The sequence below is a fragment of the Mahella australiensis 50-1 BON genome (genome assembly GCF_000213255.1).
GTDB lineage: Bacteria > Bacillota > Clostridia > Mahellales > Mahellaceae > Mahella > Mahella australiensis.
Genome location: NC_015520.1, coordinates 1,640,101 through 1,664,881, shown reverse-complemented (window position 1 = coordinate 1,664,881; position 24,781 = coordinate 1,640,101). Strand labels below are relative to the sequence as shown.

Annotated in this window: 23 protein-coding genes; 19 read left to right on the top strand and 4 right to left on the bottom strand. The window is 42.9% G+C overall.

Features of this window, described 5'->3' with window-relative positions:
* Window positions 1-66: 66 nt before the first annotated feature.
* The 15 genes from MAHAU_RS07875 (at window position 67) to pseG (ending at window position 13,638) form a co-directional block, all read left to right on the top strand.
* Complete coding sequence (locus tag MAHAU_RS07875) at window positions 67-426, top strand: PD-(D/E)XK nuclease domain-containing protein (RefSeq protein ID WP_041643972.1); 360 nt, start codon at window positions 67-69, stop codon at window positions 424-426.
* Window positions 427-627: 201 nt separating this feature from the next.
* Window positions 628-1,461: a flagellin Hag gene (gene hag / locus MAHAU_RS07870; protein WP_013781193.1), complete on the top strand. Its 834-nt coding sequence runs from the start codon at window positions 628-630 to the stop codon at window positions 1,459-1,461.
* 65 nt (window positions 1,462-1,526) lie between these two features.
* Window positions 1,527-2,369: a flagellin Hag gene (hag, locus tag MAHAU_RS07865; protein WP_013781192.1), complete on the top strand. Its 843-nt coding sequence runs from the start codon at window positions 1,527-1,529 to the stop codon at window positions 2,367-2,369.
* A 72-nt stretch (window positions 2,370-2,441) separates the two neighbouring features.
* Window positions 2,442-2,798, top strand: a complete 357-nt coding sequence (locus MAHAU_RS15035; RefSeq protein WP_013781191.1) for a flagellar protein FlaG — start codon at window positions 2,442-2,444, stop codon at window positions 2,796-2,798.
* Window positions 2,799-2,854: 56 nt separating this feature from the next.
* Window positions 2,855-3,220 carry a DUF8042 domain-containing protein gene (locus MAHAU_RS07855; protein ID WP_013781190.1) on the top strand — a complete coding sequence of 122 codons (366 nt, stop codon included), beginning with the start codon at window positions 2,855-2,857 and terminating at the stop codon, window positions 3,218-3,220.
* Window positions 3,221-3,226: 6 nt separating this feature from the next.
* Complete coding sequence (locus MAHAU_RS07850) at window positions 3,227-5,095, top strand: motility associated factor glycosyltransferase family protein (protein WP_013781189.1); 1,869 nt, start codon at window positions 3,227-3,229, stop codon at window positions 5,093-5,095.
* Window positions 5,079-6,095, top strand: coding sequence for a polysaccharide biosynthesis protein (locus tag MAHAU_RS07845; protein ID WP_013781188.1), 1,017 nt, complete (start codon window positions 5,079-5,081; stop codon window positions 6,093-6,095). Before MAHAU_RS07850 ends, MAHAU_RS07845 begins: the two co-directional genes overlap by 17 nt.
* Window positions 6,092-7,036, top strand: a complete 945-nt coding sequence (locus MAHAU_RS07840) for a dTDP-glucose 4,6-dehydratase (RefSeq protein ID WP_013781187.1) — start codon at window positions 6,092-6,094, stop codon at window positions 7,034-7,036. Before MAHAU_RS07845 ends, MAHAU_RS07840 begins: the two co-directional genes overlap by 4 nt.
* A complete protein-coding gene (gene pseC, locus MAHAU_RS07835; protein ID WP_013781186.1) occupies window positions 7,015-8,169 on the top strand; it encodes a UDP-4-amino-4,6-dideoxy-N-acetyl-beta-L-altrosamine transaminase in 1,155 nt (384 codons plus the stop codon). Before MAHAU_RS07840 ends, pseC begins: the two co-directional genes overlap by 22 nt.
* 21 nt (window positions 8,170-8,190) lie before the next feature.
* On the top strand, window positions 8,191-9,132 hold the full coding sequence (locus tag MAHAU_RS07830; RefSeq protein ID WP_013781185.1) for a radical SAM protein: 942 nt from the start codon (window positions 8,191-8,193) through the stop codon (window positions 9,130-9,132).
* The gene (locus MAHAU_RS07825) at window positions 9,114-10,103 is read left to right on the top strand and encodes an ATP-grasp domain-containing protein (protein WP_013781184.1); all 990 of its coding nucleotides are present in this window, start codon (window positions 9,114-9,116) and stop codon (window positions 10,101-10,103) included. The genes MAHAU_RS07830 and MAHAU_RS07825 overlap by 19 nt, the downstream gene beginning before the upstream one ends.
* Window positions 10,100-10,780 (top strand): HAD family hydrolase, encoded by a 681-nt coding sequence (locus tag MAHAU_RS07820; RefSeq protein WP_013781183.1) that lies wholly within the window; start codon window positions 10,100-10,102, stop codon window positions 10,778-10,780. Before MAHAU_RS07825 ends, MAHAU_RS07820 begins: the two co-directional genes overlap by 4 nt.
* Window positions 10,781-10,796: 16 nt before the next feature.
* On the top strand, window positions 10,797-11,843 hold the full coding sequence (gene pseI / locus MAHAU_RS07815; protein ID WP_013781182.1) for a pseudaminic acid synthase: 1,047 nt from the start codon (window positions 10,797-10,799) through the stop codon (window positions 11,841-11,843).
* Between the two features lie 12 nt (window positions 11,844-11,855).
* A complete protein-coding gene (locus MAHAU_RS07810; RefSeq protein ID WP_013781181.1) occupies window positions 11,856-12,602 on the top strand; it encodes a cytidylyltransferase domain-containing protein in 747 nt (248 codons plus the stop codon).
* 16 nt (window positions 12,603-12,618) lie between these two features.
* A complete protein-coding gene (gene pseG, locus MAHAU_RS07805) occupies window positions 12,619-13,638 on the top strand; it encodes a UDP-2,4-diacetamido-2,4,6-trideoxy-beta-L-altropyranose hydrolase (protein WP_013781180.1) in 1,020 nt (339 codons plus the stop codon).
* A gap of 259 nt (window positions 13,639-13,897) precedes the next feature.
* Here the strand turns inward: pseG and MAHAU_RS07800 are convergent, their stop codons facing one another.
* Window positions 13,898-14,662 carry a sugar phosphate isomerase/epimerase family protein gene (locus tag MAHAU_RS07800; protein WP_041643966.1) on the bottom strand — a complete coding sequence of 255 codons (765 nt, stop codon included), beginning with the start codon at window positions 14,660-14,662 and terminating at the stop codon, window positions 13,898-13,900.
* Between the two features lie 101 nt (window positions 14,663-14,763).
* On the bottom strand, window positions 14,764-16,824 hold the full coding sequence (locus MAHAU_RS07795) for a penicillin-binding transpeptidase domain-containing protein (protein ID WP_013781177.1): 2,061 nt from the start codon (window positions 16,822-16,824) through the stop codon (window positions 14,764-14,766).
* Window positions 16,825-17,508: 684 nt separating this feature from the next.
* Between MAHAU_RS07795 and MAHAU_RS07790 the strand changes: the two genes are divergently transcribed.
* The 4 genes from MAHAU_RS07790 to MAHAU_RS07775 all read left to right on the top strand — a co-directional run bounded on the left by MAHAU_RS07790 (window position 17,509) and on the right by MAHAU_RS07775 (window position 21,750).
* Window positions 17,509-18,528 (top strand): D-alanine--D-alanine ligase family protein, encoded by a 1,020-nt coding sequence (locus MAHAU_RS07790; RefSeq protein WP_483466650.1) that lies wholly within the window; start codon window positions 17,509-17,511, stop codon window positions 18,526-18,528.
* Window positions 18,529-18,558: 30 nt separating this feature from the next.
* Complete coding sequence (murI, locus tag MAHAU_RS07785) at window positions 18,559-19,365, top strand: glutamate racemase (protein WP_013781175.1); 807 nt, start codon at window positions 18,559-18,561, stop codon at window positions 19,363-19,365.
* Window positions 19,366-19,367: 2 nt separating this feature from the next.
* The gene (locus MAHAU_RS07780) at window positions 19,368-20,717 is read left to right on the top strand and encodes a DALR anticodon-binding domain-containing protein (RefSeq protein ID WP_013781174.1); all 1,350 of its coding nucleotides are present in this window, start codon (window positions 19,368-19,370) and stop codon (window positions 20,715-20,717) included.
* A 91-nt stretch (window positions 20,718-20,808) separates the two neighbouring features.
* Window positions 20,809-21,750, top strand: coding sequence for a DUF7847 domain-containing protein (locus MAHAU_RS07775; protein WP_013781173.1), 942 nt, complete (start codon window positions 20,809-20,811; stop codon window positions 21,748-21,750).
* On the opposite strand, the gene pnpS is transcribed toward MAHAU_RS07775, so the two are convergent.
* Complete coding sequence (pnpS, locus tag MAHAU_RS07770; RefSeq protein ID WP_013781172.1) at window positions 21,747-23,039, bottom strand: two-component system histidine kinase PnpS; 1,293 nt, start codon at window positions 23,037-23,039, stop codon at window positions 21,747-21,749. The genes MAHAU_RS07775 and pnpS overlap by 4 nt on opposite strands.
* 13 nt (window positions 23,040-23,052) lie before the next feature.
* The gene (locus MAHAU_RS07765; protein ID WP_013781171.1) at window positions 23,053-24,654 is read right to left on the bottom strand and encodes a CTP synthase; all 1,602 of its coding nucleotides are present in this window, start codon (window positions 24,652-24,654) and stop codon (window positions 23,053-23,055) included.
* Between the last annotated feature and the right edge of the window lie 127 nt (window positions 24,655-24,781).

Below are 24,781 nucleotides of genomic sequence, written 5' to 3'. Positions count from 1 at the left end.
TCACTTGAATATAACCCGTTTCTACGTCTTGCGGTAGAGGTAAATAGAGAATATAATAAAGCTATAATGGGCGAGGATATCATAGGCGAAGGAGTATTATGGGACCTGCTATTGGTGAGCGGTTACCTGAGGCCGCGAAATACCCGGATCGTAGAAGGACGCACGAGATGCGAGCTGAAGGTACCGGATATCATGATAATACCGAAGGATGCGAGCAAGAAGGGCGTGGTGATAGAATTCAAGACGTTGAGGAGCGATAAAGGCAAAACGCTGGAAGAGAATGCGCAGCGGGCTCTAGAGCAGATAGCTGCGATAGATTACGCCGATGAGTTGGCTTCTTACGATATAAAAGAGGCTGTGAAACTGGCCATAGTATTCTGCGGTAAGAAGGTATATATGGGGTATAATGTGAGAAAAGTGGAGTAAAATTGTAGCCTTTGCTTATACATGTTGATGTTGTGAAACTTAAAAATCATTATTAATTTTCTCTAAAGTTCTATTATGTACATTCCGATATAATGCTTGAAAGCAAATTCTCATTATGTCGCAGCGTACGGGCGGCATAATGAGGATATGCTGAAACAAAGGCATGGATGCCTAATAAAAATTTCAAGGAGGAGTTTTCCAATGATTATAAACCATAATGTAATGGCGATGAACGCCTACAGGCAATTGACCGTGACTAACAATGCCGGTTCCAAGGCATTGGAGAAGTTATCGTCTGGACTACGTATAAACAGAGCGGGCGACGACGCGGCAGGTTTAGCTATATCCGAGAAGATGCGCGGACAGATCAGGGGACTTGCACAAGCTTCAAGGAATGCTCAGGATGGTATATCCCTCATACAGACCGCAGAAGGTGGCCTGAACGAGGTCCATAGCATATTACAAAGGATGAGGGAGTTGGTTGTTCAGGCGGCTAATGATACTAACACAAATAAAGATAGAGAACAGATACAGCAAGAGATAAGTGAGCTTCAGAAAGAAATCGACAGGATAGCCAGCACAACGCAGTTTAATACAAAGAATTTGTTGGATGGTACTATAGCGAGCGGCTCAGAACTTATCTTCCAAATAGGTGCAAATAGTGGTCAAGTTATCAGTTTGGCAATAGCTACAATGACTGCTGCGGCTTTAGGAGTAGATGCGTCTGCAATATCAGTTGGTTCTTATGGTGCCAGCACAATAAGCGGTTATATTCAAATCATTGATGACGCTATAAATGATGTTTCTACAGAACGTGCTAAGCTCGGTGCTTACCAGAACCGCCTTGAGCACACCATAGCTAACCTTGACACATCGGCCGAGAACTTACAGGCTGCAGAGTCTCGTATACGCGACGTCGATATGGCTAAAGAGATGATGGAATTCACCAGGACGAATATATTGGCGCAGGCCGGTACCGCCATGCTGGCGCAGGCCAATGCCAAACCGCAGACGGTACTGCAGTTGTTGCAATAACATTTAAAATAACACTTGAATAAAGGCATGGATGCCGAATAAAAATTTCAAGGAGGAGTTTTCCAATGATTATAAACCATAATGTAATGGCGATGAACGCCTACAGGCAATTGACCGTGACCAATAATGCCGGCGCCAAGGCATTGGAGAAGTTATCGTCTGGACTACGTATAAACAGAGCGGGCGACGACGCGGCAGGTTTAGCTATATCCGAGAAGATGCGCGGACAGATCAGGGGACTTGCACAAGCTTCAAGGAATGCTCAGGATGGTATATCGCTCATACAGACGGCAGAAGGTGGCTTGAACGAGACCCATAGTATTTTGCAAAGGATGAGGGAGTTGGTTGTTCAAGCGGCTAATGATACTAATACAAGTGAAGATAGGACTCAGATACAGCAAGAGATAACCGAGCTTCAGAAAGAAATCGACAGGATAGCCAGCACAACCCAGTTTAACACGAAGACCCTGTTAAATGGGAGTTTGGCGACAACTGGTCTTGTGTTCCAGATAGGCGCAAATAGTAGCCAAACAATAGAATTGACGATCAAAGATATGCATGCCACCGCTTTGGGTGCAAGTAGTGTAAAAGTTGATGATATAGATGTTGAGGCTGCAAGTACTGCTGTGTCTATAAGTGCTTATCTAAGCGTTCTTGACAGTGCTATCGATCAAGTTTCTACAGAACGTGCTAAGCTCGGTGCTTATCAGAACCGCCTTGAGCATACTGTGGCCAACCTCGATACGTCGGCTGAGAACCTGCAGGCCGCTGAGTCCCGCATACGCGACGTCGATATGGCTAAAGAGATGATGGAGTTTACCCGGACAAACATATTGGCACAGGCCGGTACCGCTATGCTGGCGCAGGCCAATGCCAAACCGCAGACAGTATTGCAACTGTTGCAATAAAGGTTTATCTTTTTGTGGCATAGGAGCCGGCCGGCTATCGGCCGGCTCTTTTAAAAAGGAAGGTGATAACTGGTGAACGATATCATGGCAGTGTCAGGCAATTCAAGTGTTTGGCCGCCTTCCGGAGGCTTACCTGCGGAAGATGTGCGCATTGCGGATAGTCAAAGCGATAGTATGGGGGAGAGGGGCGCGCCTTGGAAATTGACCAGGCAAGAAGTGGAAAAAGGCATTGAGGATATGAATAAAGCCATATCGATGCTGAACAGGAGCTTGAAGTTTACGGTACACGAAGAAACAGGCAAACTTATGGTGCAGGTGATAGAGAAAGGGTCGAATAAGGTTGTTGCTGAGATACCGCCTCAAATACTTTTGGATATAGAAGCGCGGATTGAGAAATTTATAGGGATTTTATTCGATAAGAAGATATGAAGATATAAGGAAGAAAAATATTAAGGGGTCCTATTTTTTAAGAAAGGCAAATGAACATGGACGAACAGAAGCATTTAATGAACGATACATTGGAACAAACTATAGAGTACCTGCCTAGGCTGATAGAGGGTGTAGATGAGTTGGTCGATAGATTGCAAGCTGGCAGTGAAAAGCAGGCCATGGCTTTATTCGATGCTGTATTAGATGGTCTTGAATGGGTGAACGATGCTATAAACCTTACTATGCCTTTTTGGAGTGGCAGTACGAGCATTGATCCGCATGCGTTGGGCGAGCCTTTGGAAGCCATGGCCGAGGCATTGAAGAATCGCGATTATACGCTGATCTGTGACGTCCTGGCTTATGAGATAAAGCCGACTTTGATGCAGTGGCTGAATAATATAAAGATATGTTTGAGAGGATAATAGCCGATGGATATTGGCCAATGGTTAAAAGAAAAATATCCTAAGATATATACAAAATTGAAAGATACATCGCAAGATGATGGTTATAGATTGAATATATTGCCGGCTAAACTGGGCGGCGATACGCTTCAATATGAAAGCGAAAGCAAAAAGATATTTATACACAGCTCATATGACCCTATAAAAGAGGCTGAACGCTGGGCTGATAATGTCAACCTAGAGCCGGACAGTGTGGTTATAGTGTATGGTTTGGGCTTGGGATATCATCTCGAGCAACTTCTCATGCATATGGGTGGTGAAAACCGTTTGCTTATAGTAGAGCCTTCGGCAAATATATTTCTTCATGCGATTGAAACGGATCGTGTAAGGCAGTTATTGGACGATGAACGCGTTTTTATCTCCGTAGCTGATGATCAAAAAGGTATAACATTCTTATTATCCCAATATATACCATATAATAAAATGGAGCACTGCATATTTATAGACTTTGGTCCGTACAGTCGCATATTCAACCGGCATTATAAAGATTTTACCGATGCTATAAGGGATGTAATAAATGCAAAAGTCATAAACCGCAACACGCTCTTGCATTTTGCTGCCCAATGGCAGGATAATTTCTTCGCCAATTTGCCGTATGCGCTGCAGAGCATACCTGTAAGTCAGCTAATGCATAAATTTTCAGGGCGACCTGTGGTAATAGTGTCGGCGGGACCGTCGCTCAATAAGAATATTCACCTACTCAAAGAGATAAAAGATAAAGCCTTTATACTATGCGTTGGTACGGCGTTAAAGGCTTTGTTAAAGCATGATATTATGCCGCACGCGGTCATATCGGTAGACGGAGGATATCCAAATTATGTGCATTTTAAGGATATAAGATGTAATATCCCGCTCATATATAGCTTTACGCTCCACCCGGGCATAGTAGAGGAATGGGTAGGGCCGCGGTTTATCATGGGTATATTTGATCCGATGAGTTTATGGCTGCAGGAAAAATTAGATACGCAAATAGGCATGATTATGTCCGGCCCGTCGGTGGCCAATGTAGCGTTCAGCCTGGCAACAAATATGAAGGCCAATCCTATCATATTGATAGGCCAGGACTTAGCGTATTCTGATGATGGCAGGACACATGCTGACGGGACTACTTATGAAAAAGATCGGATTCAAATTGATGGGAAAAAGTATAAATATGTTGACGGAATTGACGGGCAGTTGGTACCGACCAGTTCATCTTTTCTATCGTTTCTGACATGGTTTGAAAATACTATCATGGGTCTTGACGATGATGTCACGATTATAGACGCTACCGAAGGCGGCGCCAAAATCCATGGCACAAAGATAATGACTTTCAGGGACGCCATAGACCAATATTGCAATGAAGATATAGAAACAACCTGTAAAATAAATGAGTTGATAACAGAGCATGAATCTTTATCGCAGGAGAAACTGTTGCAGATAATCGATGAATTGGGAGAAGGATTAACTGCGTTGAGGGATATAAAACGCTGGAGCAGGAATGGGGTTAGGCTGTCTGAGAAACTGCTTGATGTATATAGATACGGAGCTAATAATGATGTAAACCGTATATTGAAGCGGTTGGACGAGATAGACGACAGGATAAAAGGAAAAAAGGAACATTTGGCACTTATATCGTCGATTTCCGAATTGATAACATTTAAGGTGATGGAGGGTTTTAATCCGAAAGAAGATGAAAAAGAAATCGAGATGGGCATGCGCATAGCCAACCGTTCCAAAGTGTTGTATGAGGGATTGGAGACCGCAATAAAGCATAGCTTACCGCATCTGGAGAATTGCATACGTAAGATAAAACAAATGAAAGAGAATGATGAATCATATGCAGTCGATCTTTGATAACAAAAGTATTCTTGTAATCGGTGGCACAGGTACCATAGGCGACGGCATAGTAAAAAAGCTTCTCAAAGAGCATAATCCTCACGTTGTCCGCATATTCAGCCGCGATGAGTACAAACAGTTCGTCATGCAACAGGAGCTTGCCGCATATACAAACGTCCGCTATCTTTTGGGCGATGTGCGCGATAAAGAACGTCTTTATCGGGCAATGAAAGGAATAGACATAGTCTTCGATGCCGCCGCGTTAAAGCACGTACCCGCATGCGAATACAACCCTTTCGAGGCGGTTAAGACCAATGTGCTGGGCACACAGAACGTCATAGAAACAGCCATAGAAAACGGCGTCGAACGCGTAATATACACCAGCAGCGACAAAGCCGTAAGCCCTACCAATACCATGGGTGCCACAAAACTCCTTGCCGAGAGGCTTATATCCGCCGCCGATTACCATAAAGGCGGCGACAGGCCTATATTTTGCGCAGTGCGTTTCGGCAACGTCATGGGCTCACGCGGGTCGGTCATACCATTATTTCAGCAGCAGATAGCACAGCAGCGGCACATTACATTGACCCATACCGACATGACGCGCTTTATGATGAGCCTGTCTCAGGCAGTCGATCTGACGCTCAAAGCCGCGTCCATGGCCATGGGCGGCGAGATATTCGTGCTCAAGATGCCGACGGTGTTGCTAAGCGATCTGGCAAGCGTTATAATAGAAACTGAAAGCAGTAAACTGGCTGTGCCGGCAGATGATATAAAAACAGAGGTAACCGGTTTGAGACCGGGTGAAAAGATGTACGAAGAGCTTATGAGCGAGGCAGAAGCCGAAAGGGCATGGGAAACAGAGGGTATGTTCATCATACCGCCGGTTACACACGACAACGGCACGCATTATGACGGCGTCGTGAAGGTTTATAGCAAAGATTATTCCTCAGAAAACAAAAAGCCCTTAACCAAAGAAGAACTATACCGACTATTGCAGCAGGAGGAACTTATATGAACGTACTATTGACAGGAGGGGCCGGGTTCATAGGCCGCTGGGTGGCCAAACGCCTCTTAGAAGACGGCCATGACGTATGGATACTGGATAACCTGTCCAACGGATCAAGAAACAATATAGCAGAATTCGCCGGCGATAACCACCTGAAAGCCTTTGCAGAAGGCGATATAAAAGATACAAAGCTGTTGGAAGATATATTTCAGCAGCCTTTTGATATATGCTACCACTTGGCCGCCAGCATAAACGTGCAGGACAGCATAGACGACCCTGCCGCCACATTCCATAACGACGCGGTGGGTACCTTCAACATACTAGAACAGTGCCGCAAACACCATACAAAGATGGTCTTCATGAGCACGTGCATGGTGTACGACAAAGCCAACGCATCATCCGGCAAAGCAATAGATGAACACCATCCCACAAAACCCGCCTCACCATATGCCGGAGCCAAAATAGCCGGAGAAAATATGGTGCTATCATACTGGTATGCCTATAACCTGCCGACAACAGTGATACGACCGTTCAACACATACGGCCCGTTTCAAAAAAGCAGCGGAGAAGGCGGAGTGGTAGCCATATTCATAAAACGCGACCTGGAAAACCAAACGCTGAACATATACGGAGACGGTACCCAGACAAGGGATCTGCTCTATGTCGAAGACTGCGCACGATTCGTGGTGCAGACAGGATACTCCGACAAAGCAAACGGCCATATCATAAACGCCGGCACAGGCAGGGATATATCCGTAAACGATTTGGCTGCAATTATATGCCCGGATAAAAAACGCATAAAACATGTACCGCATATACACCCGCAAAGCGAGATACAAAAACTCTTATGCGACTACACAAAAGCAAAAAAGCTCCTCGACTGGCAGCCGGAGATTACGTTGGAAAAAGGCATAGAGAGGACAAGACAATGGATAAAAAAACAAATGTAAAACATATACCATATGCCACACAGTGGATAGAAGACGACGACATGCAAGCCGTGTCGGAAACATTAAAAAGCGACTACCTTACCACCGGACCCAAAATAAACGAATTTGAACAAGCATTCGCCCAATACGTAGGAGCCAGATACGCCGTTGCCGTATCCAGCGGCACGGCGGCCTTGCACGCCGCATGCTTTGCCGCAGGCATAAAAGAAGGCGACGAGGTTATAACCACGCCTATGACATTTGCCGCTTCGGCCAACTGCATAATCTATTGCGGAGGGCGCCCCGTATTTGCCGACATAGACCCACATACATACAATATCGATCCAAAAGAAATAGAAAAGCACATAACACCAAAAACAAAAGCCATAATACCTGTACACTTTACAGGCCAGCCCTGCGATATGGACGCCATAAACGATATAGCAAAAGAACATCATCTAATCGTCATAGAAGATGCCGCACATGCATTAGGCGCCACATACAAAAGCAAAAAAATAGGCGGGATATCCGATATGACATGCTTCAGCTTTCATCCGGTCAAACACATTACTACAGGCGAAGGCGGCATGATAACCACCGACGATGAGAACCTGTATAAAAAACTCATACAATTCCGAAACCACGGCATAACGAGGGACAGAGAAATATTAGAACATGACGACGGGCCATGGTATTACGAACAACAATTCCTCGGCTATAACTATCGCATGACCGACATACAAGCAGCCCTTGGCATCAGCCAGTTGAAGAAAATAGACAGATTCCTAAGCAGGAGAAGAGAAATTGCCGACAGATATGACAAAGCCTTCGCCGATATGGAATGGATTATAACGCCATACCAGATCAAAGAGGCGCAATCGGCATGGCATCTGTATATATTGCAGCTAAAACCCGAGTATCTCGGTATGAGCAGAAAAAAAGCATATATAGCCTTGCAACAAAGGGGCATAGGCGTAAACGTGCATTATATACCCGTATACTATCACCCGTATTACAGGCGGATGGGCTATCGCAAAGGCCTGTGCCAAAACGCGGAAAACCTATATGAGAGGATAATAACCATACCGCTCTACCCGAAGATGAGCGACGAAGACGTAGAATACGTGATTGATGCTGTAAAAGGGGATATTTAAGAATAAAGGAGTATAAACTAAATGGAAGAAAAATTACCAGTGAAACATGCACATATTGAGCCTACGACAGTCTGCAACCTTAATTGTAAAAGCTGTGTAAATAAGTTGTTATCTAAGGAACGAAGAGGTTATATGGGAATCGAGCAACTTAAACATATACTTAAGGAAATACCTACTCTTAATGATATAAGTTTGATTGGATTGGGAGAACCGCTATTGGCCCCAACCCTCCTTGATATGGCTGAATTTATTAAAAGCAATGGTATAGTTGTTCGTACGGTAACTAATGCAACATTATTTAATAAAATCGATCTGAATAGATTTTTAAATGTTTTCGATGAGATAGTAATATCATTGGATGCAGTTACCAAAGAGAGCTTCGAATATCTTCGTGGAGGAGCTAATTTTGATTTAGTCATAGATAATGTAAACTTATTATACAACAAAAAGAAAAGTTTAGCTGTTAGTACTGCTATATCTTTAACTACTGTTCTAACAAAGTATAATATAAATGAAATTAAAGGTATAATTGATTTCGGTAAAAGCTTAGAAGTAAACAAAATCAGATTTGTATATGCAGCAGATACTATTGGCATCGATTGTGTTACTGACAAATATAAAGCCCAAGCTGAAGAAATTAATAATATGAAAATCGCAGATGAATCTTTAGAATCATATGCGAGCGGATTTATCAAGGATTACTGTAAAAAAGACAACATTAATTATTCGTTTTCTGACTCACAAGCTAAAGCTCCATCATGCTGGTGGCCTAAAAGGGGCGTATATATAACATATGACGGATACGTTACTCCTTGTTGTTTGCGAATGGACCCTTTATTGGTTAATTTTGGAAATATTTACACGGACAGTTTTTCTTCTATATGGTATGGCGAAAATTATAATCTTTTTAGAGAACAGATGAGCAGGGGAGAAATACCTAATATATGCAAAAAGTGTCCATGAACAAAGGGATGAGTGATTTGATAGTATTATTTTCATCGGTGGGTAGAAGAACAGAGTTAATCCGATTTTTTACCAATAAGGATGGTATATATGTCATAGGCGTTGATGTATCCGCTTTAGCACCCGCAGCATATATGTGCCATAAATTTTTCAAAGTGCCAAATTTTAATGATGCTGGTTATGTGGATGTTTTATTAGATATATGTCGAAATGAAGGGGTATCATTGTTGATTCCGCTTCACGAGGGAGAGTTCAATGTATTGCTGCAAAATAGACGGCGATTCGAGGATGCTGGTTGCCGATTGTTGCTTTCGTCAGAGGAAGTAATAAGTATATGTCAGGACAAATATAATACTTTTTTATTTTTTCAGCAAAATGGGGTAAATACACCTGCTACAATACTACCTGAAGAAATCGAATATAGAAAAACCGAATTTCCGCTCTTTATAAAGCCGAGAAATGGTATGGGAAGTCGTTATGCTTACAGGATAACAGATGAGCGTCAATTGCGGTTTTTTATAGAATATGTGCCATGCCCTATTGTTCAAGAATTTATAGATGGCACGGAATATACAGTGGACGTACTGTGCGATATGGAAGGGCAAGTCATATCCACTGTGCCGAGGGAGCGCATAGAAGTAAAGGATGGAGAGATAAGCAAGGGACGTACGGTGAAGGATTGGCGGATAATCAAGGCGACGACTGAAGTGGCGGAAAAATTAAAAGCTATAGGGCCTTTAACCATACAGTGTATAATAGATAAAAACGACAATATATTTTTCATTGAAATAAATCCGCGCTTTGGAGGTGGCGTACCTCTTGCAATTGAAGCAGGAGTGAACTATCCCGATCTTCTGGCGAAGATGTTATCGGGAGAAAAAATAAATCCACGTATAGGCGATTTTCAGGATAATCTATATATATTACGTTATATAAATTCGATTTATAAAAAAGGCGATGAACTTTTATGAAAAAGCTAAGTAATATAAAGTGCATCGTATGTGATCTCGATGACACGTTGTATCCCGAAAGACAGTTTGTATTAAGCGGCCTTAAAGCTGCAGCCGATTATTTATCCATATACGGCATTGATAGCTGCGAGGCCTTTTGTGAAATGAAGCATATTTTGGACAGCTACGGAAGGGCGTTTGTTTTCGATAAATATCTGGGGAGAAACAACATAGACCTATCTCTGGTATCTGTTATGGTAGATGTATATAGAAACCATGAACCCATTATCGATTTATATGATGACGCCGTTCAATTTATAAATAGGGTTTATGGCAATTATGTACTCGGTGTCATTACGGATGGACTGGCAACTGTGCAGCGGAATAAAATAAAAGCGCTCGATTTAGCGCGTTATTTTGATATAATATTAGTAACGGATGAATATGGCGAGGCTTGGGTTAAACCCAGTGAATTGCCTTATAAATTCATAACTGAAAAGCTGAGCGTGAACCCGTGTAATTGCTTATATATAGGCGATAATCCTAATAAGGACTTTATAGCAGCCAAGAAGCTCGGTTGGCATACTATGCGCATTAATAGAGGGTATGGCGAGTATAGTGGTTATTTTATTGACGAACAGCATGAGGCTGAAGAAACGGTAAGCAATTTGATGGAAATATACAATATGCTCAGATGAGAAAGGATAGGATATAATGAATATTATAAAAATGGGCGATAAGACAATCGGGTCCGAACAACCAACATTTGTGATAGCTGAAGCTGGCAGCAATCACGATGGAGATTTGCAGCAGGCGAAGAAACTCATAGACATTGCTGCGAATGCCGGGGCAGACGCCGTTAAGTTTCAAACGTTTACCGCAGAAAAAATAGCTGCGGATACGGACGATGATGTGGTAAAATTGGGAGATGAGTACCAGGGAGTGCCTACGCTCTACCAATTGTATAAGGGACTGGAATTGCCTAGGCAATGGCAGGCCGAACTAAAGCTATATGCTGATGAGAAGGGCATAATATTTTTATCTACTCCTTTTGATTATGATGCTGTGGATGAATTGGAGACTCTTGGCGTAGAGGCATATAAAGTCGCCTCCTTTGAAATGGTGGATTTACCATTTTTAAAATATATAGCAAAGAAGGGGAAACCGGTAATTTTGTCGACGGGTATGGCTGATCTTGGAGAAATAGAAGAAGCGTTGGAAGCAATATATAGCCAAGGCAATGATCAAGTAATACTGCTGCACTGCGGTATAAGCTATCCGATGCCTTATGATGAGGTTAATCTGGCTGCTATGGATACGATGCGACAGGCATTTCAAGTGCCGGTGGGTTATTCCGATCATACGCTCAGCATAAGCGTGCCATTAGCTGCTGTAGCCAGAGGAGCCTGTGTCATAGAAAAGCACTTTACATTGGACAGAAATTTGAAAGGACCAGATCACCGTTTTGCTATAGAGCCGGATGAACTTAGCGATATGGTAACAGGGATACGCCAGATTGAATCCGCAATAGGCAGACCTATAAAAAAGCATACTCCCAGTGAAGAGATACACTATAGGCGCGGGAGAAGAAGTATCTTTGCTAAAGTGGATATACCCAATGGAACGGTTATAACTGCTGATATGCTTGCCATATTGCGACCTGGTATCGGCCTTAAACCTAAATACATTGATATAGTAATAGGTAGGGCAGCCAAAATGGATATAAAGAAAAATGACCCGATTACGTGGGATAAGATATAAAAGGTGAAAGGTATGAATAAAAACAAAGCGAAAGTCTTATGCGTTATACAGGCGCGTATGGGTTCTGAACGTTTGCCCGGCAAGGTAATGATGGATATTTGCGGCAAACCGGTGATAGCTCACGTCATCGAGCGTTTAAAAAAATGTAAGCATTTGGATGGTATAGTGTTAGCAACTTCTGCGAAAGAAGATGATAGAATACTGCTTGATGTAGCACAGCAATATGATATAGACGCTTGTGCCGGCAGCGAAAATGATGTGCTCAGCCGATATGTACAAGCCTCGCAAAGATTTCATGGAGACATAATTGTGCGCGTAACGGGTGATTGTCCCCTTATAGATCCATACATAGTTGATCAACTGATAACGGAATTTAAACAATGCAATTGCGATTACATGCGCTTAGATGTACCGGATACGTATCCGCGAGGTTTGGATGCAGAAATTTTCACTTTTGAAGCATTAAAGCGTGCTAATGAGCGAGCCGGCGGTAACGGCAAATATAGGGAACATGTTACGCTGATAATGTACAGGCAGCCGCAATATTTTTCAATATGCTGTAAAAAAGCGCCACCTCACTTAACGCGGCCGCAATACCGGTTTTGCGTAGATACGATGGAAGATTTTAAATTAGTGGTATCTATATTTGAAAACATTTATAAACCGGATAGCTTTATACGAGCAGCTGATATAGTGAATTTTCTTGATAAAAATCCATCATTGCTTGCTATTAATGCTTCCATACATCAGCGGATCTAATATAAGGATGACTCTTATGAACATAGCTATTCGTGCTGACGGCGGATATAATATAGGCATGGGGCATATCATGCGCTGCATGGCTTTGGCTCAAGCGCTGCGGGATAAAGGCTGCAACGTATGCTTTATAACGCGGCATGATTCGAGCGTAGAAGCTGTGCTGAAGATGCGTTTAGGCAGTGGTATTAACGTTATACCGATAGAAAGCCATGATGCTCTTAATAATGAATTAGAACAATTAAGCAAGATAATACATCAATATGCTATAGATGCGTTGGTAGTAGATCACTATGGAGCAGACCAGGCTTATCTGATAGAGACAAAAAAGATGGTCGATGAGCTTCTAACCATAGATGACTTGAACTGCTTTACCTTTCCATCTGATATAGTGATAAACGGCAATATATATGCGCCGGATATGGAGTACAGATCGCTATATGGCAATACGAAGTTTTTACTTGGACCGCAGTATTTGCTTATGCGCCAGGAATTCCGTAACCTGCCAAAGCGATGTGTGAATGATAATGTGGAGCGCATACTGATTACCATGGGCGGTAGCGATTTAATGGGCCTTACTGCGAAAATCTTAAGGGCATTGCGGGGAATAGGGGGTGATATAGCTATTGATGTCGTGATGGGAGCAGCTTCTAATGACAAAGATGCTGTTGAAATGGAAGTTTCGCGTACGTCCAATGTAAATCTTTTGTACGATGTGGATGATATGGCTGAGCTCATGTTTAAAGCAGATCTGGCTATATCAGCTGCAGGTTCAACGCTGTATGAATTGGCTGCATGTGGTGTACCCGCCATAACTTTGATACAGGCCGATAACCAGGTGGCAGGAGCGGAGGGTATGGCCAAAGCTGGTTGTGCAGTGAACCTGGGATGGGGAGATAGGGCGGACCTAGCCGATATGAAGCATGTTATAAAGATGTTGACGGAGGATAAAATAAAGAGGCAGTGTATGGCCGATATAGGGCAATCGATAGTTGATGGTCTAGGTGCAATGAGATGTGTTAAAATAATTATGGGCTGACCGAAGAAGAAATTATGGCAGTAATATGAGGTGCTGGCAGTTTGGATAAACAGCGCAAAGCTGCTCCAACGATTGAACATCAAATAGGGCAAGAGGGGATAGTAATTTATGGGTAATAAAGAACGTGCGCAGGAATGGAAGCGATTTGCAGAAATGGACTTAGATGCGGAAAAATATCTCAAAGGAAGGGAAAGCAGGTACCGTACCTTTAAACCCATATAAAGAAGCGGCCGATGTGATGTCACATCGGCCAAATATATTATTTAAGGCCCATCGCCTGCATGTTACGCAAGCTTATAGTCAAGCTTTCGAACGGATCACGCCTGCATATATCCTGTTCCACTATGTACCATAGCACGCCTGTTTCTTTACAGGCATCCAATATGGAAGGCCAATTGAGATTGCCTTCTCCCACCTCAAACATGGCTTGTTGCCCGTTTACGATGCCCATATCCTTGAAGTGGACCAGAGGCATGCGGCCTTTGAGCTTTCTTATCCAGGCTGCCGGCTCGGCACCACCATGCTGTATCCAATAAGTATCTATTTCGCCGGTTAAATACTGGGGATCGCTCTCCCCATAGATTATATCCAAGCCAGTCTTGCCATCGAATTTTTCCAGTTCAAAGCTGTGATTATGATAGCCGAGTACCAGCCCTGCAGCGGCAAACTTCTTTCCGATCTCAGCAGCTTCCTTTGCAAATCGATTATATCCTTCCGCACTGCGGTAATCACTCGGCAATGCTGCTATGGCTACATATTTGCAGCCAAGTATCTTATGTTCCTCTATGACTTTGTCTGTTTGATTACGGGCTTCTTCTAAAGATACGTGAGAAGCACAGGCCGTAAGGCCCTCTGCATCGAGTATCTTTTTGAGCTCGTTCACATCGATAGGACCTAGAGCAGAAAGTTGTACAGCTTTATAACCTATTTCCCGTACCTTCTTCATGGTCTTAGCTATATCCTCAGAGGTCTTAGTAAACTCCCGAACAGTATATAATTGGGCAGCAATAACAGTATCCGACATAAAAAACTCCTCCTCACCGATTTCAAAGATTTCCATATGTACTTTACTCCATATACTTTACTCCTGTTTAGCCTTATTTGCAAGGCATTTTTACGGATAGGTCAACCGTTATCATTTAGAATATATTGCCATAGCGTTTTTGCTACTGGTAAGGCGTCATGACTGCCTGAAGAAGCATCTTCTATGCTTACAGCTATTACGGCTTGAGGATTGTCGGTCGGTCCATAGGAGATAAACCACCCGATAGGAGGCTTGCTCTTGTCGCTGCTGATCTCAGCCGTACCTGTTTTGCCGGCCAATGATACGCCTGACAATTTAGCTGCATGTCCGGTGCCGGTCGGTTGCTCTATAACGTCTTGGAGGAATAGCGTAATAGTTGATAAAGTTTGAGGTTTAATGCCGGTAGATAGCCATACAGCAGGGGAGTTCTGTTCTATAATGTTACCGTCTTCATCCTGTATCCGTGATACTATCAGAGGTTTAGGCAACATACCACCGTTGGCAAAAGCTGAATATACCATGGACATATGCAAAGGCGTTGTTATAATCTCTCCCTGTCCATAACCTGAGTCAGCTAATGATATATCGTCTTTTATATTGCCATCGGACGATAATACCGGCTTAGTTACAGATAAAGGAAACGGTATGCTTTGGCCAAAACCAAATCGTTTAGCATAATCCAGTATTGTATTTTTACCCATCCTTAGCGCTATTTGCGCGAAATATATATTATCTGACCATATCATGGCATCGTGCATATTGATGGCTGGTTTACCGGGCCTTTCCACACGAGTTACATAATAATTACCCCATAAGCTTGATGCCTGCCATTTGCCCAATGAGGTATCTATAGTTTCATTAGGGTCGATGATACCGCTATCTAAACCTGCCACAGCTGTTATAGGCTTAAAAGTAGAACCAGGAGGGTATGATGAACGTATGGCCCGATTAAGCAGTGGCTTTTGAGGATCTTCGTTTATAGTTTTCCATTGCTCAGAGCTCATACCCAGAGAAAACATATTGGGATCAAAATTGGGGTGGCTGGTTATGGCTAAAATTTCTCCGCTTTTAGGTTTCATTATTACTGCAGCACCTTTTTTGTCAGCCATGGCTTTTTCTAATTGTTGCTGAAGTTCTATGTCTATAGTCGTATATATATCAGATGCATTTTGTTTAGAGCGTTGGCCGACTTTGTATTTTTCATTTCCTTGTTCATCCACAATGCTTATAGTAAATCCGGGGATACCTGATAATACCTTGTTAAAAGCAGCTTCCAGGCCACTTTTGCCTATTTTGTCACCTGCTTTGAGTCCTTTATTTTCCGGTTTAGCCAGCTCTTCCTGCGAGACATCACCAACGTATCCTATTAATTGGGCCATAGCTGATTTATATGGATAGACGCGATCTGTTGCTTTAGATATCATGACGCCCGGTATAGTTAATAATTTTTGCTTTATATCATCCGATGTATCGGCAGGGAGCAAACGTATGGGTACAAATAAGTCCGGCTTGACCCATGACTGAGTATATTTAGCTTTTATTTCTTCAGGCTGCATGAACAGTAACTGTGATAATTGTTGCTGTAAGAACGACTCATCTTTTATTTTACCGGTTACCACTCCTATAGATAGTACTTCGCCCTGTGTGGCCAGAGGCGTGCCATTTCTGTCAAAAATAATGCCTCGTTCAGGCTGTTGCCGCGATACCTTCACCTTATAATTTGCAGCCAATTTAGGTAGTATTAGGGTTGAATCCCATTCTATACCCCATATTTTATTATTTCTACTTAATTGTATCTTATATGAAAAAGCCATACTGCCTACTGTAGAGGTTTGGAATGTAATATCCACTGGAATCAATGCTGTATTTTTGTCGGCGTATGAGATAGACGGAGTATCTATTTTGTATTCCATAGACTGCAGGCCAATTCCGTTGAAAATATTTTTATACCGTTCTACAAAGGCTTGCTTATCAACAGATACCTTGGCATCAGTGGTCAACAGCTCATACATATCGGCATACTGCTGATTTTGCCACAAAGATAAAAAATGCTGTGCGATTTTTTCAGGTTTCGATTGCGCATCACATCCGCTTGACACTAATACTATTGCTAAGAAAAGTGTTATATTTATCAGAAATAAATGTCTCTTTGACACGTACATGTTTATTTCCTCCGTAATGATTTCTTATATAATTTTATATCTAAAAATGATAAATAGCAAATTATATTGGTTCTTGACTGCGATTCGTAATATATGACTTAAATGGGGATATAAAGCGATGCAAATGATATAAAGCCGGAGAGCGCCTTGAAATATTGCGTAGACGTACTCAATGAGTGCAGCGCAGAGCAAGCGTAGGTCGGGCATGTATGCCCGACCAGCCGCGTAAGCAAATAGCCTGAAGCCGGGAGCAGCTAAGCGTACAAGAAGCGTTCTTGTCCTGCGAAGGCTTTAGGCTATCGCGTAGCGAATTGCCGGCGTTAGCTTGCTCAAGCGAAACGAATTGTAAGTACGCAATCATTACGTGGCATAAGGCTTGACATATATGCCGAGCGGGCTTTTGAAGCGTAGGACCACAGCAATCTTTGATTGCGTAGTGGTCCAGCTTCACAGCCGTAGCGAGGTATATATGTCAAGCGTGTAGCGGGTGTAGGCTTTATATCATTGCATGCGCTAAACTTACTATATTACGAATCGAAGGTTCTTAAATGCCATTAGGAAAATATCATTGTAATGTGGTACAATAATGATGTTATATAAGTTATAGAAAGGGGAAGCGATTTGAATAAGAAGAAGATAGCGGTGTTATTCGGCGGCCGTTCGGGGGAGCATGAGGTGTCGCTTATGTCGGCCGTATCTGTACTTCGCAATATGGATAAAGATAAATACGAGCCGATTATGATAGGCATAACGAAAGAAGGGCGCTGGATGTTATATGAAGGCGCTTTAGAAGATATAGAAGAAAATAGATGGCAAATATCAGCTCGGCCTGTTGTGCTCGCACCGGATCCATCATATAAGGGATTTATAGATATAAAGCGCGACTGCACTTTTATACCCGTGGATGCTGTATTTCCTGTGTTGCATGGGCCTCATGGAGAGGATGGTACAGTACAGGGGCTATTGGAATTGGCCGATATTCCATATGTGGGTTGCGGCGTGTTGGCATCGTCGCTGGCCATGGACAAGGTACTCTCCAAGGAAGTGTTTTTACGCCATGGATTAAGAGTGGCTGAGTATACCAGCACTATTTATGAACATTTTAAGGTCACCCCTAAGGTATTTGTATCAGTAGCTGAGACAAAGTTGGGTTATCCATGTTTCGTTAAACCTGCCAATATGGGTTCCAGCGTGGGTATTACCAAAGCTCATAACCGGGATGAACTGATGGAGGCTATAGAATTAGCGGGTAAATACGACCGTAAGATACTTGTGGAGGAATTTATCGACGGGCATGAAATAGAATGTGCTGTGCTCGGCAACGATTATCCGGAGGCGTCAACTGTAGGCCAGATCGTACCGTGCAATGAATTTTATGATTATAATGCCAAATATTTTGATGAAGGCAAGTCCGGATTGGTTATACCTGCCGATTTACCTATTGATGTCATGGAAGAGGTACGCAGGATGGCCGTCGAGGCTTATAGGGCTTTGGATTGCGCCGGCATGGCTCGCGTGGATTTCTTGGTTAAAAAAAGCGATAATACAATATACCTTAACGAAGTGAATACCATACCGGGTTTTACTAAAATAAGCATGTATCCTAAATTATGGGATGCCAGCAGCCTGCCTTACGATAAATTGATAGACCGTCTTATCGAGCTGGCTTTTGAGCGATATCGACTGCAGCGCTCAGGTTATTAAACAACTATTCTAAGAGAAGGGAATATTAAATTGGATAACAGACCTATAGGTGTTTTTGATTCAGGCGTAGGTGGATTGACTGTGGTAAAAGAGATCATGAAACAATTGCCTGCGGAGGATATAGTATATTTCGGCGATACGGCACGCGTGCCTTATGGCACGCGCTCACGCGATACGGTTATAAAATTCACATTACAGTCAGTGCGATTTCTTATGAGCCAGGGAATAAAGGCGGTTGTGTTGGCCTGCAATACTGCCAGCGCTATTAGTCTGGAGGTCGCACAACAACAATTCGATGTGCCGATACTCGGCGTAATAGAAGGCGGTGCCATAGCAGCGGTTCATGCCACAAAAAATAAGCGCATAGGTGTCATAGGTACCGAGGGCACCATAAATAGCGGTGCTTATGAGAGGGCTATAAAGCTGTTGGATGATAGCATAGAAACGTTTGCAAAGCCATGCCCTTTATTCGTGCCTTTGGTCGAAGAGGGATTGCAGGACAGTGAGATAGCATATATGGCTGCACGCGAGTACCTGTCTTTTTTTGAAGACACGGGCATAGATACACTGCTTATGGGCTGTACGCATTACCCGTTGATGGCGAATACCATAAGAAGGGCCGTGGGGACAGGTGTGAAGTTAATAAATCCGGCCGAGAAAACAGCTTTAATATTGAAGCGCACTTTGCTGCAAATGGATATATTGAACGATGGGGCTAAACATCCTCGATACCGTTATTTTGCCAGCGATGATGGGGAGAGATTCAAGAAGATAGGCAGCAGCTTCCTTGAGTGCCATATATCATGTGCCAGTAAGATAGATATAGAAAGGTATTGACGATGGCAGACCCTATACAGTATATAACCGAACAGATAATAGCAGTGCTGAACAGGGCTTTAACTGCTGCTCGATCCGATGGAAGTATAACATGTCGAAATGCATACGAGGTAAAAGTGAATAAGACTCGCGATATAAAATACGGGGATTTTTACACAAATATGCCTATAGAAATGGTGCGGCTAACGGCCAGGCCTTCTGATTATATAGCGCGAACCTTGCTGGAGCATGCCGATATATCTGGCACATACATAGACCGTATGGAAATAGCAGGCTCCGGTTTTATAAATATATTTCTAAAACCGAAATGGTTCTACGATGTGCTGACATTGATATTAAAGGAAAGAGATGAATACGGTAGGGTGGACATAGGCGACAACCGTAAGGTTTTAATAGGTTTTCCAGATATAGATATGTATTCTATCGTATGGGGGGATTGCGTTGCCAATATATTAGAGACGGCAGGATATGAGGTCTTAAGGGAGTGTTATGTGAATAGTCATAAGAGTATGCGAGAGATTAATGATGAGATAGTTAACTTGAGACTGTATGGCGTAGTGCTTTCATCATGGTTTTACGAGCAACAGTTGTATGATTCAGACTTGCAAGAAACTATAGAAGAACTGGATATTATGGGTTATGTAAGGCATGAAGGTGATGATATGTGGTTTACGACAGATACGCATGGTGCATTGATTCTAAAAGAAGGCAGATTTACAAATATTGCTATGCGTATGGCCTATTATCGAAGGAAGATATTCAAAGAAGGGTATGACCTGATAATAGAAATAGGGGATAGAGCATCGGCCGATACATTTGAAACGGTGCGCGAGGCTATGATCTGTTTGGGATGTGAACTCGAGCATATGGAATATTTGGTATCTCCAGATTATAGCCACTTATTAGAGAATATTGGCAGGGATGCGCTGCGTTTCTTGCTCAGCAGTTCGAGAGATAAGGAAGACGACGATAGCCTTTTTGAGGTACAATATGCATATGCGCGCATTTGCAGCATATTGAGGCATATGGATCCGAACAGATTGGCATTGATGCCGCCCGAGGAGATAGATTTTTCTATGTTGCGCCATCCTGCCGAGCAGGCGTTAATGCGCTGCTTGCCTGATTTGCCTCATAAAGTAAGACTGGCAGCTCAGTGCAGGCAGCCGGCCATTTTAACTGATTATCTCGTGGATGTTGCTGATCTATTTCATAAGTTTTACGATGAATGCCGTGTGCGTATAAATAATAACGACCTTATGTACGCACGATTGGGTTTATTAGAGGCTGCACGCGTAGTGTTGGCCAATGGATTATATATATTAAATATAGATGCGCCTGAACGCCTTTGCTGATTATTGCCAAATAGGTTTTTACCATATATAATATATATAGGCAGCAATTATAATTGTTGTCTAATACAAAACAATGGGAAGGGGTTTGTTAATGTATTTAAAAAAGGCCTTTAGATTGGTTTCCAAAAATCTCGTATTGATAGTACCGGTGTTAGTAACAGGGCTTATATCGCTTTTTATATCTAACGAGTATATGCAGAGTGTGAGCAATATCAGTACAGTAGTTGACCCAAATGTAGCTATTGAAATGATGGGCGATATAATGGGGTCATTGGCTTTATACGGATTGGTTATGGTCATAGTAATCTTATTAATGCAAACGGGTCAGGCCGGTATGATAAAACAGGCCTTATTGAACGGGCAGGCTGGGGTTTCAAGCTTTATACAGGGCATAAAGCGGTATTTCTGGCGTTTTGTCGGACAATTATTGCTTCTTGCAGCTATGGTCATAGCGGTAACAGTAGTAATAAGTATTATATTGGTGGCCTTGCTTGCCGGCTCGGCATTTGCTAATTTGGTAAATGATCCGGCAGCAATGGAACAAGCTGCTAATATAGGTATAGGTGGAGTAATAGCTATAGTGGTGATAGCTATAGGTGTGCTCATAGGGGCTATATTCATTATGTTATGGCAGCCGGCCATGGTCATAGACGATGTAGGGGTATTCGAAGGGCTGCGAAGGGGTGCAAAAGCGGTTTCACATCATTTTTGGAGCCTGATCGGTGCTGTATTACTTATAAATGCGATAATAATTGGTATAAATTTGGGAGCAAATTATCTCTATGCCGTCATTACGGGCAATTCTATTAAGGATATTTCTGTAGTCAATTATATGAGCATACTAGGGACTCTTATAAACTCTTATTTATCTGCAGTTTTAATGGCATATCTATTCATAATATATCATAACTTCCGTCCTGGGAATACCGATTTGCAGCCTATAGAGGATGGGACGGTAAACATACAGCCAATAGATGATGAACAAAATCCACCCCAGCCGTTTGATCTGCCCCCGGATGACAACAATAACTAATCGGCAACTGGATCGGATGGATGTGCAGAATAGTGCTTGGGCAGGCGTACTATAAATTCGGTACCCCTGCCTAGCTCACTATTCACATCTATGGTACCATTCATGGACATTACCACATGCTTGACTATTGCTAGACCGAGGCCAGTGCCTCCCATGTTGCGGGAACGGCCTTTATCCACGCGATAGAAACGCTCGAACAGTCTTGGCATATGCTCTTTTGCTATGCCTATGCCGGTGTCTTTTACACTTATAAAAGCGTCTTCGCCTTCATCTTTAATCGTTATTGTTACCTTTCCGCCCGAGGGAGTATACTTGATAGCATTGTCTATGAGGTTGAGCATGAGCTGGTGCATCCTGTCTTCATTGCCGTCTATTTTCATGTCGGTGGCCTGATCATAAAATGTTACATCAATATTTTTGGTTTTAGCCGAGGAATCCACCATATCAAGTATATTGACTATGAGTTCATGCAAATTGATCGGTTCTATAGAGATATTGCGATCCTGACTTTCTAGGCGCGACAGGGTGAGGCTGTCGTTTATAAGGCGGCTCATGCGATCGGCTTCTGAGTCGATGATAGTCAAAAATCGCCTACATGTTTCACGATCGTCCATGGCTCCATCCAACAATGTTTCTGCAAAACCTTTTATCGAAGTGAGAGGCGTCTTTATTTCGTGCGACATGTTGGCTACTAGTTCAGCCTTAACCTGATCCAGACGTTTTAACTCGGTAATATCTTCCAGCGATATAACAGCGCCATTTACGCGGTTATCCACTTTAAGGGGTGATATGGATACCCTAAGTATAAGCTCATTGCCCGTCGAAAGCTCTATATCGGAAGACAAAGGTTCGCCATTTACGACCACATAACGCACAAGTGATTCCAAATGTGGATTGCGTATAGATTCCAATATATAACGTCCCTTTGCGCCCTCGGCGTCTATATCGAACATTTTGCAAGCCATATGATTGACGGCCTCGATATGTAAGCGCTCATTGACGGCGATCAAGCCTACTGTGGCATTAGCGAATATTGCCCTAAGCCTTTCGTTATTTTCCAACATTTCCTGCTGTCGATGCCCTATATCCTTATGCCAGCGTTCTATAGCATAGATTAAGAGCTGCAGGGATTGTGAACTGCTTATAGGCAGTTCCAGCGGTTGGTCAGCTCTGTGCTCGGATACTGCCTGGGCTATCCGTTCAACCTCTTTATTCCACTGACGCTGTTTATATAAAAGATAGATAGCAATGGCGGCTAGTATGCCAGCCAATGTTGATACATATACCAAAACCAATACACCTCTATCTATTGTGTACAGCAGCCTTCACAAAATCCCTAAAGAGGGGATGGGCTCTATTTGGCCGTGATTTAAACTCGGGATGGAATTGTACGGCTACGAACCAGGGGTGATCTTTAAGCTCTATTATCTCTACTAAGCGGTTATCCGGCGACGTACCAGCTATAACCATGCCGTGCTGTTGCAGTATCTCTCTGAATGTATTATTGAATTCATAACGATGCCTGTGGCGTTCGCTTATCATAGACTGCCCGTACGCTTTTGCAGACAGCGTACCGGTTTTCAGGTTGCATGGGTAGGCCCCTAGGCGCATGGTGCCGCCCTTATCAGCTATTTGCTTCTGCTCCGGCATAAGGTCTATAACGGGATATGGCGTGGACGGATCGAATTCTGTGCTATGCGCTCCTTTTAATCCCGCAACATTTCTGGCAAATTCTACAACAGCCGTCTGCATGCCGAGGCATATGCCGAGGTACGGCACTTTATTTTCTCTTGCGTATTGTATGGCTATTATCTTGCCGTCTATGCCGCGATCGCCGAAACCGCCTGGCACCAATATGCCGTCTACATCCGCCAACAATTGTTTTGCTGTTTGGTCATCGACTGATTCGGCATGAACCCATTTTATATTTACTTTAACGCCGTTGGCTATGCCGCCGTGGCATAAAGATTCCACTATGCTTAGATATGCATCGTGCAGTTCGATATATTTACCCACTAGACCTATTGTAATTTCATCAGATAAATTATGAAGCTTATTTACCATATGTTGCCACTCGGTCATATCCGAGGGCTGACATTTTATACCTAAGTCCTTTATAACCACATCGGCCAATCCTTCTTTTTCTAAAAAAAGCGGCACATCGTATATATGATCTAAATCGGGGTTTTGGATAACGTGATCGCTCTTGAGGTTGCAGAATAAGGCTATTTTATCCTTCAAATCCTGTGACAGTTCTTTCTCCGAGCGACATACGATTATATCGGGTTGTATGCCTATACTGCGCAGTTCTTTGACGCTATGTTGCGTCGGTTTGGTCTTTAACTCGCCTGTTCTTCCCAGATATGGTACCAGTGTAACGTGTATGAACAATGAATTTTCATGGCCTATATCGCTCCTAATCTGGCGTATAGCTTCTAAAAAAGGCAGGCTTTCTATATCACCCACCGTACCGCCGATTTCAGTTATAACCACGTCCGGAGAATTATCTCTGCCTACCTTGTACACACGTTCTTTTATCTCGTCGGTTATATGCGGTATGACCTGTACGGTGCCGCCAAGATAGTCACCACGGCGCTCGTTATTTATAACCGTCCAGTATATGGTGCCGGCTGTAACATTGCTGTTATGAGATAGATTGACGTCTATAAATCTCTCATAATGGCCTAGATCCAGATCGGTTTCGGCACCGTCTTCGGTTACAAATACCTCGCCGTGCTGATACGGACTCATGGTACCGGGGTCTATATTTATATATGGATCAAATTTTTGAATTACTACATTAAGCCCTCGATTTTTAAGCAATCTGCCCAAACTGGCAGCGGTAATGCCCTTGCCCAGCGACGATACCACGCCGCCAGTTATAAATATATATTTAGTCGGCATAAACTCCTCCCACAAACAAAAATATCTTTATTATTCTATCCCAGCCGTTATATCATGTCAAGCTGCAAAAAAACGGCTAAAGATTTTTTTGTCGTGCTGAGAATTGAAGCCATATTATAGAGCAAAC